General features: G+C 34.2%; 7 protein-coding genes. 6 read left to right on the top strand and 1 reads right to left on the bottom strand.

Annotated features, from left to right (window positions below):
• The first annotated feature begins 12 nt into the window (after positions 1–12).
• Genes asnB through uvrA form a run of 6 tightly spaced genes read left to right on the top strand, consistent with a single transcriptional unit; the run spans position 13 to position 10,777 of the window.
• The gene (gene asnB, locus A8143_RS01260; protein WP_083261167.1) at positions 13–1,902 is read left to right on the top strand and encodes an asparagine synthase (glutamine-hydrolyzing); all 1,890 of its coding nucleotides are present in this window, start codon (positions 13–15) and stop codon (positions 1,900–1,902) included.
• 39 nt (positions 1,903–1,941) lie between these two features.
• Complete coding sequence (locus A8143_RS01255; RefSeq protein WP_070137207.1) at positions 1,942–3,894, top strand: glycosyltransferase; 1,953 nt, start codon at positions 1,942–1,944, stop codon at positions 3,892–3,894.
• 9 nt (positions 3,895–3,903) lie between these two features.
• Positions 3,904–6,270 (top strand): exopolysaccharide transport family protein, encoded by a 2,367-nt coding sequence (locus A8143_RS01250; RefSeq protein ID WP_070137206.1) that lies wholly within the window; start codon positions 3,904–3,906, stop codon positions 6,268–6,270.
• Positions 6,267–6,818 carry a dTDP-4-dehydrorhamnose 3,5-epimerase gene (gene rfbC, locus A8143_RS01245; RefSeq protein ID WP_070137205.1) on the top strand — a complete coding sequence of 184 codons (552 nt, stop codon included), beginning with the start codon at positions 6,267–6,269 and terminating at the stop codon, positions 6,816–6,818. Before A8143_RS01250 ends, rfbC begins: the two co-directional genes overlap by 4 nt.
• Before the next feature lie 11 nt (positions 6,819–6,829).
• Positions 6,830–7,897, top strand: coding sequence for an MraY family glycosyltransferase (locus A8143_RS01240; RefSeq protein ID WP_070137203.1), 1,068 nt, complete (start codon positions 6,830–6,832; stop codon positions 7,895–7,897).
• A gap of 60 nt (positions 7,898–7,957) precedes the next feature.
• Positions 7,958–10,777 carry an excinuclease ABC subunit UvrA gene (gene uvrA / locus A8143_RS01235; RefSeq protein ID WP_070137201.1) on the top strand — a complete coding sequence of 940 codons (2,820 nt, stop codon included), beginning with the start codon at positions 7,958–7,960 and terminating at the stop codon, positions 10,775–10,777.
• Here uvrA and A8143_RS01230 read toward each other — a convergent pair.
• Positions 10,767–11,522 (bottom strand): DUF481 domain-containing protein, encoded by a 756-nt coding sequence (locus A8143_RS01230; RefSeq protein ID WP_070137198.1) that lies wholly within the window; start codon positions 11,520–11,522, stop codon positions 10,767–10,769. The genes uvrA and A8143_RS01230 overlap by 11 nt on opposite strands.
• Positions 11,523–11,558: the final 36 nt, after the last annotated feature.

The raw sequence follows: 11,558 nt of genomic DNA, 5'->3' as shown, positions 1-11,558 counted from the left end.
TAATGTAGAGCTATGGCGATTCAATTATATTTGCGTTCAAAATTAATTACTTTGTGCGGTATAATAGGAATATGGGCTAAAAATAAATCGAATGTCTTTTCAGACGATCAGATGAATAGTGCATTAAATGTCATGCAACATAGAGGCCCAGATAATTTAAGCTTCAAAACTTATGCCAATGTTCAATTAGGTCACGCTCGTCTTTCAATTTTAGATCCAAATCCACGAGCCAATCAGCCTTTTTGTTCGAATGACGGTCGTTACGCCTTGATATTCAATGGTGAAATCTACAATTACAGAGAGTTAAGGAATAAGTTACCGCAAATTGATTATAAAACTGACGCAGATACTGAAGTACTGCTGCATATCTTAATAAAGTTCGGTAAAAAAGGGTTGAACATGCTTGACGGTTTTTTTGCGCTAGTTTTCTATGATCATTATACAAACGAATTAATCGTTGCACGTGATGGGATCGGTATCAAACCATTATACTGCTATGAAGATGAGGACAAATTTATATTTAGTTCTGAACTTTCCCCTTTGTTCTCTTTTGATACTGAGATCGACCTGAACCACAAGGCTATTAATTATTACTTTGGTTTGACCTATATTCCAGCTCCTTATTCAATATTATCTAAAGTAAAAAAAGTCTTTCCCGGAGAAGCAATTTTGTTAAATAAGGAGGAGAGTTGTAGTTTCTTCTTTAAAGAAAGAAATAATCATCCAAACTCTCTGAGTTTTGAAGATTATAGTCAACGATTAAGGTCGGTTTTAACAAAAAGTGTAAGCAATAGACTTATTGCAGATGTTCCACTTGGATGCTTTCTTAGCGGGGGGATTGATTCTTCGATAATTGCTGCGATTGCGATTAAATTAAAACCAGATCTAAAAACGTTTTCCGTCGGATTTGATGTTCCGTATTTTGATGAAACTAATTATGCAAATGATGTAGCTAAAAAGATTGGTAGTCAGCACACTGTATTTAAATTATCCAAGGATGATTTTAAACAAAATTTCACTTCTTTTTTAAATTCTATTGATGAACCATTTGCTGATTCCTCAGCTTTCGCCATGTATATTTTATCCCAAAAAACAAGTCGTGAAGTTAAAGTTGCTTTAAGCGGAGATGGTGCTGATGAACTATTTGGCGGATATCGCAAACATTCTGCAGAATATCGAATGCAAAATTTAAAGAAAAGTGAAAAACTGGCCTTAAACCTTCTTGCAACTTTTCTTAAGCCACTTCCTCTCAATCGATCTAATAAAATTGGTGATTTAAATCGCAAAATTCAGAAATTTAATAATGGATTGAATTTAACTTCGGCTCAACGCTATTGGAATTGGTGTAATTTTATTAGTGAAACGGATAGAAAAGAACTACTAAAAGAGTTTCAACATGTTGAATTTCCTTATTCTGTTGATTGGGGACAAGAAGATGCTCATTTACAAGCAGATCAAAAATTGGTATTGCCAAATGATATGTTGAAAAAAGTTGATTTGATGAGCATGGCTCACGGATTAGAGGTTAGAACGCCTTTTCTGTCTTGGGATATGGTTGATTTAGCAAATAGTATTCCTTTAGAGTATAAATTTAATAATTATTCAGGCAAGCATATTCTAAAAGAAACCTTTAAAGATGTACTTCCAGATTCAGTTCTAAATCGTTCAAAAAAAGGCTTCGAAATTCCTATAAAAGCTTGGTTAAACGAAGAGATTAGTTCAATATTAAATGGCCATTTGTTTACTGCTAGCTTTATAGATAAACAAGGGTTATTTGATTATGCAAAAATTAACGAATTAAAAGAAACGTGGGGAAGTAAAGACTTTGGAGATCGAATTTACTTAGTTTGGTCATTAATTGTATTTCAACATTGGTACCAACAGTTTATAATTAAGCAATAATGTTATTTTTGGGTTTTAATTTGCTTATTTCGAAAAAAAATGATTAAAGTTTTGCGCATTATAAATCGCTTTAACTTAGGAGGACCAACATATAACGTTACTTTTTTATCCAAGTTTTTAGCAGAAGATTTTGAGACAAAATTGATAGGTGGAGGGAAAGAGGAGCACGAGGGCGATGCGCTGTTTATTCCCCAAAAGTATGGACTCAAGCCGGAGCTAGTCGATACGATGGTCCGCGAAATTAATTTTAAATCTGACCGAAAAGCTTACAAAGAAATTCGAAGAATCATAAAGGCTTATCGGCCAGACATTGTTCATACACATGCTTCAAAATCTGGAGCAATAGGACGATATGCAGCCTATAAAGAAAATGTTCCAGTCATTGTGCATACTTTTCATGGCCATGTTTTTCATTCCTATTTTGGGCGTATAAAAACAAATATCTATAAGTTAGTTGAACGATATCTAGCAAAAAAATCTGATGCTATTGTTGCCATTTCTCATTTACAATCGAAAGAGTTGTCAGAGACGCATCGCATTGTAAAAAAAGAAAAAGTAAAAGTTATTCCATTGGGTTTCGATTTAAATAAATTCAATGAAAATAAAGACGAAAAACGGCGTAACTTTCGTAATCATTATGATGTCAAAGATGATGTTATTGCTATTGGTTTAATTGGCAGGTTTGCACCAATTAAAAATCATAACGGATTTGTTGATTCCATTGCAGTTTTAGCTGAGTTAACAAAAAGAAAAATTAAAGTTTTTTTTATCGGCGATGGTGAATTAAAAGCTTCAATTCAAACTAAAGTGAAATGTTTTCCAGACAATTCGAACATTAGTTTTGTTTTTACTTCATGGATTAAAGATGTTTCACAAGTCTTACCAGGATTGGATATTGTTGCGCTTAGTTCGTTTAATGAAGGAACACCCGTAAGTCTAATTGAAGCTCAAGCATCCGGTGTTCCTGTTGTGTCCACAGATGTTGGAGGTGTGCGAGATATAGTTGAGGATGGAAAGACCGGCATAATAACTAGAGAGTTTGACGCTGAAAATTACGCAAAAGCATTACTTTTGCTTGTAGAGGATGAAGAATTAAGAAAGGAGATGGCGGAAAACGGTTGGGAAAATGTAAACCAAAAGTTTCACTACAACCGACTTTGTAAAGATATGGAGGTCCTGTACAGGGACTTATTGAATAAAAAAAAAATAAGCATGAGAAAAAATCTTTTTATACTAACATCAATTATAATTTTGGCATTGGTTCAGAGTTGCGGAGTGAATAGTAATTTGATGTTGAAGACACAAAAGGATTATGAATTTGCCAATATCGATAGTCTGAATCCTACAAAAGATGAGTATCGCCTTGATGTAAATGATATCATACAATTTAGTTTTTTTACAAATAAAGGCCAAGTTATCCTTGATCTCACTATGCCAGATGAGGATGGCCAAAATCGTAGGTTAAACCTAAATAATACGTTGAATTATGTGATCCAAAAAGATTCCCTTGTAAATTTACCTTCTGTAGGAATGGTTAACTTGGTTGGAATGACTGTTCGTGATGCAGAAAATTATTTGGTGGAGGCTTATGGCACCTTATACAATGATCCTTTTGTTCAAATTACAGTAACAAACAAAAGAGTGATTGTTTTTCCAGGTAACGGTGGAGATGCAAGTGTTCTTTATTTGGCAAATAACAATACGACATTGATGGAGGCTATTGCTCTTGCTGGAGGAATTGCAGAAAGAGGGCGTGCTTCAAAAATCAAATTGATGAGAAAGAATGAAGAGGGAAGAAGAGAAGTTTACAATATTGATCTTTCGACTATTGAAGGTTTAGAATATACCGATATTTTTGTACAGGGGAATGATTATATCTATATTGAGCCTGTACCAGAGATTGGAAAAGAAATTTTAGAGGAAGTTGCTCCAATTGTTTCATTAATTTCGAGTGCTGCAATTGTAATTTCCGTAATTAATGCATTACAATAAAAGAAAGAATTGAAAGAAAACCATCTAAATACCAAAAAGTTTGCCTTAAATAAAGAGTTTGATTCTTCTATTTTATGGAGTGTATTAAAAAGGTATTGGCTTGTTTTCCCTTTATTGATGGTACTTGCGATATCTTCGGGATATTTGTACCTACGCTATACAAAACCAGTTTTTGCTTCAAACGCAACCATTCAAAGGAGCTCGCAAGATGAAGGTAAAAGGGTGTTAGATATCGAAGGGTTTGAGAGAGAAGGGAGTTTGTCTGAGGATGTCGAATTATTGCGTTCCACTTTTTTACTTGAGAAAGCGTTAAGGAACCTCAATTTAAATATTTCATACTATTCTGAAGGTGAAATATTAACTGAAGAGAAGTACTTACTTTCCTCTTACCACATTACATTATTGGAACTATATGACTCTACTTTAATTAGTACCCCGATTTATCTTAAAAAAAACAATGATAAATATGTTATTTCTTATCAGCATAAGGGCGAACTACATCAAATGGAGTTACGACCAGATGAACCAGTGGCTAATGAGGATTTTAGCCTGATCTTTAAAATCGATAAACCTGAACAATTTAACTCAAGTATTGATGAAAACACGTTATACTTTGTACTAAATGATTATGAATCGTTAACGAAACGATTACACGCTAATCTTAATGTTTATATATTAAACGGAGAAGCGAAGACCATTAAAATTGATTTTAAGAGTAATAACCCAAAATTAGCCTCAGATGTTGTATCCTCCGTAATTCGTACTTTTTTTGAATATGATTTGGACAAGAAAAGTCAAAGTTCGGCGAATATCTTGAATTTCATCAATGAACAATTAGACACCGCGTTTATTCAATTAAAAGAATCTGAATTTAAAATACAATCCTTCAAGGATAGTAATAAAGTAGGGGACCCTTCCTTATTTTCACAGCGGATCTTGCAACAAACTACTGAATTGCAAAATGATCTTTTGGAGGTCGACTTAGATTATGAGCTGATTTCTGAGGTTGAAAAGACTATTCAGAAAAATGAAAGATTAGAAATATACAAGCTAATGCCTGCAGTTTCTGGTTCTCATTTTGAAAGTATAATATTGGTTGAATTGAATGCCTTACATGATTTATTAGTTGAAAGAGAGGATGTTTCCTATGGTTTAACCGGACAGCATGACCGTATTAAAAAGCTTAATCGTAAGATTGAGACAAAATCAGAAAACATTAATCGTTCTATCGCCTCTATTAAAGAGCAATTACGATTTAAAAAATCTAGTTTACAAGATAGAATATACGGGTTAGAATCACAACTGTACGGTATTCCAGAGAAAGAAATGGAATTGTCTCGTTTGAACAGAATGTTTAATTTAAACGAGAAGTATTATTCCTTATTAATTGAAAAGAAAACGCAATACTCTATTTCGAAGGCCGGGTACACTACGAATAATATGGTTCTTCAAGCACCGTCTACAGCGAACTTGATATCGCCGAATAGAAAGCTAGTTTATGTCGGATTATTCGTCATGGCCCTGCTGGTAGGTATAATTATTATTTTGTTTAAATACTTAAGATTTAATGATATTCAAAGTCCAGATGAATTAAAAAAGATCCTACCAAATAGGGCAGGTTTCTTAGGCATCATTCCGAAAGTTAAAACAGAAATTGAAAATTCAACATTGATCGTAGGTAATGAGCCAAAATCAAATTTAGCTGAAAGCTGTAGGCATATTCGATCAAATATGCAGTTTATTCTCAAAGAAGATCAATCCAATGTAGTTGCGATTTCATCTTCAATTTCCGGAGAAGGTAAAACGTTTGTAGCGTTGAATTTAGCTGGAATTTTTGCGCTATCAGGTAAAAAAGTACTGGTGATAGATTTAGATTTGAGAAAACCCAAGGTGCATCTCGGGTTTAATGTCGATAATGATGTTGGCATGAGTTCTATTTTCGCAGGTAAACTACCTTGGAAGGAAGGTTTGAGAAATAGCGACTTGGAAGGTCTTGATTTTATTACCGCCGGACCAATTCCTCCTAATCCTTCAGAGCTTATAATTCGAGGTGACTTGGATAATTTATTAAAAGAGTTCAAAACAGAATACGACTTGATTTTAATTGATAATCCTCCTATTGGAGTGGTGTCTGATGGAACTTTAATTATGAATAAAGCAGATTGTCCAATCTATGTATTTAGGGCAAATTATTCAAAACGTAATTTTACTGAACGAGTAGCAGAGTTATTGGATACCAAAATGATTTCAAAATTATTTGTTGTTCTCAACGGTGTTGAAGCAAACAAAAGTAGCTATGGTTATGGCTATGGATATTATTACGAACAGGAGGAACCCACAAAAAAAGGCCTTATTGGTCGCATTAGGAAAAAATGATTACAGAAAAAACATTTGACATTGATGGACCAATGCTTATCAAACCACGAGTTTTTGAGGATGAACGCGGTTACTTTTTTGAATCGTATCAACAAAATAAGATTAATGACCTGTTCGGTTTGAATGTACGGTTTTTACAAGATAATGAGTCTTTCTCTAAAAAAAATGTTTTACGTGGTTTACATTTTCAAGCCCCACCTTTTGAGCAGGGTAAACTCGTTCGTGTTATAAAAGGTGCAGTCTTGGATGTTGCTGTTGATATCAGGAAGAATTCAAGGACGTATGGTAAATATGTCAAAGTGGAATTAACTGAAGCTAACAAATTGATGTTTTGGATACCCCCTGGATTTGCCCATGGCTTTCTGACATTAGAAGATGACACCATTTTCAGTTATAAATGTACAAATGTATATGATCAAAAAAGTGAAGGCGGGCTAAATTGGAACGATCAAGACTTAAATATCGATTGGGGAATTGTTTCAGAACCTATTTTGTCTGAAAAAGATAAAGTTGAAATTCCTTTCAAAGAGTTTAAATCACCTTTCTAAGTCTATACTTAATGCTATTGTCTTTTGCCAATATTTTACTGTTTTTTGGAGGTGCATTCTTACTTTCTTTAATTATAAATGTCTTCTTCTTAAGGTTTTCTCGAACTTTAGGAATAAGAAACAAAAATCACCTTGAAATTCGATGGAGTAGCATATCTAAACCTTCATTAGGTGGTATTAGTTTTTATATTACTTATCTGATGAGCTTTATGCTCTATGCTATTATTTTTGGCGAGTCTGATGTTTTCCAAAATAAATCTCTACTTGGAGTGTTTTGCGCAATGTCTTTGGCATTTCTTCTTGGTTTGTCTGATGACGCCTACGATACCAGGCCTAAAATAAAGTTCTTGGCGCAAATAGCCTGTGGTGTATTATTAATTTTTACAGATAATCAAATTGATTTGTTTCCATGGGAATGGTTCAATTATTTCGCAACAGTTTTCTGGGTAGTGGCAATTATGAATTCAATTAATATGCTTGATAATATGGACGCAATTTCTACTGTTGCGAGTATATTTATCATTCTCTCAATGATTGGAATAGCTGTTCCTTTTAGTTTCTTGGATAATGTTGATTATTTCCTTCTTATCGCTATTTTAGGCTCATTGTGTAGTTTTTTAATTTTCAATTGGAACCCTTCTAAAATGTTCATGGGCGATACTGGGTCACAATTCTTAGGCATGTTTCTCGCTTACTATTCGATAAAACTATTGTGGAACAATGGTATTAACGTTAACGATTACTCTATTGTTTCTAATTTTACATTAGTAGTAATTACTTTTTCGGTTCCAATTATCGATACGATATTTGTAGTAATAAGGAGAGTCCGAAGAGGCCAGTCACCTGCCGTCGGAGGTAAAGATCATACCACCCACACTTTATTTTACAAGGGTTTTAGTGATCGACAAGTTGCTTATGTTTTTATTATTCTCGGAATTATTTCATGCTTAATTTCCTTAAATGTTGCTAAATATATTCCTAAAAACTCCTTTGCACTGGTATTGGTATGGATATATATATTTACAATCCTACTAACTATTTTTAAACTAGTTCCAAAGGACAAAAAACGAAAAAAATAACACCTTTCTGTCCCTTCATTCATCCGATTATGATTAATTTCAAGCCATATTTTGAAGCGCATGGCGAAGGACTTATCACAAGAAGAATTTATTGAGATTTATGGTGCAAAAGTGCACAATCTAAAAAATATAGACCTAAAAATACCAAGAAATCAACTGGTTGTGTTTACCGGATTGAGTGGTTCGGGAAAATCATCTTTAGCTTTTGACACCATTTTCGCCGAAGGTCAACGAAGATATTTAGAAACCTTTTCGGCATATGCAAGACAGTTTTTAGGAGGTTTAGAGCGTCCGGATGTTGACGAAATTAGAGGATTGTCACCTGTTATTTCAATCGAACAAAAAACGGTCAATCGAAGTCCTCGATCAACGGTTGGAACTGTTACAGAAGTCTACGATTTCATGCGTTTACTATACGCCAGAGTTGCCGATGCGTATTCGTATAATACGGGCGAAAAAATGGTAAAGTATACTGATCAGCAAATTATTGATTTAATTCTAGAGCAATTTGAAGATCAAAAAATAATTGTTCTTGCCCCAAAAGTTAAAGGTCGAAAAGGTCATTACAGAGAACTGTTTGAACAAATTGGTAAATCTGGATTTGCTAAAGTTCGTGTAGACGGTGAGTTACTTGATATAACTCCTGGAATGCGGGTTGACCGTTATAAAATACATGATATTGAGATTGTAATTGATCGTATACATGTCACAAATGATCATCGGAATAGAGTAGCTCAAGCTGTTCAAGTTGCCTTAAAGTATGGCCAAGATGTGATGATGGTTCAAAATTACGAATCGGGTGAAATCCATCAGTTTAGTCGATTTTTAATGTGTCCTACAACAGGAATTTCGTATGTAGAACCAGAACCTAATCTATTTTCTTTTAATTCGCCTTACGGAGCGTGTCCAAAATGTAATGGTTTGGGAATGATTTCTGAAATTGATATAGAGAAAGTGATTCCAGACCCTAAGTTGTCCATAAAAAAAGGAGGGATTGAACCTTTGGGAAAACTAAAAAATGACTGGGTTGGAAATAAAATCGAGACAATATTAAATGCCTTTGGATTCAAAACGACTGATCCGATTGAAAAATTGAATGATGAAGTTTTAAATAAGATTTTATTTGGTTTTGAACAAGTTTTGGTGATTGACGATAAAAATCAAAATTTTTCTTTTGAAGGTATTGCGAATTTTTTAAGTCGACATTATACTGATTCTCCTAGTCCTTCTGCAAAGCGTTGGTTAGATAATTTTATGAATAAAATCGTCTGCGACCAATGCAATGGGACACGGTTAAAATCTGAAGCTGATTATTTTAAAATTGCCGAAAAAAGTATTGGTGAATTGGCAGGAATGGACCTCGTTGATTTACAAGTGTGGTTTCAAGAGTTAAATGACCAATTATCAGACAAGCAACTTACGATTGGGCGTGAAATTCTTAAAGAAATAAATAATCGAATTCGTTTTTTAATGGATGTTGGTTTACATTATCTAACATTGAACAGGTCATCAGCGAGTTTGAGCGGGGGAGAGGCACAACGAATTCGTCTTGCGACGCAGATAGGTTCAGAATTGGTCAATGTTTTATATATACTTGATGAACCGAGTATTGGATTGCATCAAAGGGACAACACAAGGTTGATTAATTCGTTAGAACGTTTGAGGGATGGTGGAAATTCTGTAATAGTGGTGGAACATGATAAAGAAATGATGGAGGCTGCAGATTTCATTGTAGATATTGGTCCAAAAGCCGGAATTCATGGTGGAAAAATTGTTGCGGCTAGCACTTTAAAAGAACTAAAAGCGAATGGGAGTAGAACGGCAGAATACTTGTTAGGAAAAAAATCAATAGAAGTCCCCAAAAAAAGGCGAAAGGGATCAGGCAAGTTTTTAGAGCTAACAGGAGCTAGTGGACATAACTTAAAGTCAGTTGATTTAAAGATTCCATTAGGTAAATTTGTATGTGTTACTGGAGTTTCAGGGAGTGGTAAATCTTCTTTAATCAACCAGACCTTGTATCCTGTTTTAAATGCTCATATTTATAATGGAGTAAAAAAGCCATTACCCTACAAAAAGATTAAAGGACTTGAATTCGTAGATAAAGTGATTGATATTGATCAATCGCCAATTGGACGAACCCCACGATCTAACCCGGCAACCTATACAGGTCTTTTTACTGAAATAAGAACCTTATTCGCAAACATTAATGAATCAAAAATAAGAGGTTATAAACCAGGACGATTCAGTTTTAATGTGAAAGGGGGCCGTTGCGAAACATGTAAGGGAGGAGGATTACGTGTAATTGAAATGAATTTTCTTCCTGATGTTTATGTTTCATGCGAAGATTGTCAAGGAAAACGTTATAACCGTGAAACACTAGAAGTTCGCTATAAAGGGAAGAATATCAATGATGTGCTTGAAATGACAATTGAAGATGCCGCAGTGTTCTTCGAAAATATCCCAAAAATTAAACGAAAACTAGATACCTTAAATTCTGTAGGTCTCGGATACATTAGACTAGGTCAAGCTTCAACAACAATTTCAGGAGGTGAAGCACAACGTGTCAAATTAGCTACGGAATTATCGAAAAAGAGCACGGGTAAAACCATTTATATTTTAGATGAACCTTCGACAGGATTGCATTTTGATGATATTCAAATGCTGTTAAATGTTCTGCAACGTTTAGCAGATGAAGGTAATACAATATTAGTTATTGAACATAATTTGGATATTGTTAAAGTGGCTGATTATATTATTGACGTCGGTCCTGATGGTGGTAGACATGGAGGAGAAATCGTTGGTTCAGGAACACCTGAAGAATTTGTTGAAAAATATAAAACTGAAACATCAAGATACCTTAAGTTAGAACTTAAAAATTAAAACTCAAGGTATTTTTAATCGCATAATTCGTTTTTCTTACTCCTTCAATATCGCGAGAATCATGGGCTAGTTGATAAACAAGTTTAAAGGTTAAATGCTGATTAAACCGAAAACGTAAAGAGGTTTCATTGGAGATACGATAGTTCCCCCAATCGGCTAATTTGGGTTGAAAATAGGTGATTGTATTCATACCAAAATTATCAAAAAACTGCCCGTCGAAAGAGATATAATTCGCGGATAAAATATCAGTACTATTGCCACCTTCAATTAATTCTTCATATTCTCCCATAAAACCTGAACCTAAATTTAGTTGATAATTGTTTTGATCAAGTACTAAAAAACGAAATCCCGTACCCAATAATAATCGCATATTTATTCGTTGCACTTTGTTAAACTGTCCCTGGTGATAAGCTTCATATACAACGCGTCCTGAATCTTTGAATTGAAAATTATACCTTAAATGTTCGAACCCCTTATTTATGAACGATTCGTCTCCCGATTTTACAATGGTTTGATCACCAAGGATAAGGGCGTAATGTTTACCTTTTAAATAAGCCAGTTTAACTGCTGTACCGAATTGCAGTAGCGTTTTGGTATTTACAGTGAAATTCCCATGTACATCTAACGAACCTGAGAATCCTTCTTTTTTTGCAGATAGGCGCTTGTTTTCAATATTTACGATTTGACTATGTCCAAAGATTGGAATCAGAAAAAGTAGGAGTATGAATTTTAACGCGAGCTTCATTCTTGCAAAAATAAAGGCTGAATCGAAATTCACAAA

The sequence above is a fragment of the Crocinitomix algicola genome, from assembly GCF_001661595.2.
In the GTDB taxonomy this organism is placed as follows: Bacteria; Bacteroidota; Bacteroidia; order Flavobacteriales_D; family Crocinitomicaceae; genus Crocinitomix; species Crocinitomix algicola.
This window is presented reverse-complemented; position numbering and strand designations above follow the sequence as displayed.

Bases quoted from the DNA above. Each gene is read 5' to 3' on its own strand.
- asnB (WP_083261167.1), top strand. From the start codon at position 13: ATGGCGATTCAATTATATTTGCGTTCAAAATTAATTACTTTGTGCGGT.
- A8143_RS01255 (WP_070137207.1), top strand. From the start codon at position 1,942: ATGATTAAAGTTTTGCGCATTATAAATCGCTTTAACTTAGGAGGACCA.
- rfbC (WP_070137205.1), top strand. From the start codon at position 6,267: ATGATTACAGAAAAAACATTTGACATTGATGGACCAATGCTTATCAAA.
- A8143_RS01240 (WP_070137203.1), top strand. From the start codon at position 6,830: ATGCTATTGTCTTTTGCCAATATTTTACTGTTTTTTGGAGGTGCATTC.
- uvrA (WP_070137201.1), top strand. From the start codon at position 7,958: ATGGCGAAGGACTTATCACAAGAAGAATTTATTGAGATTTATGGTGCA.
- A8143_RS01230 (WP_070137198.1), bottom strand. From the start codon at position 11,522: ATGAAGCTCGCGTTAAAATTCATACTCCTACTTTTTCTGATTCCAATC.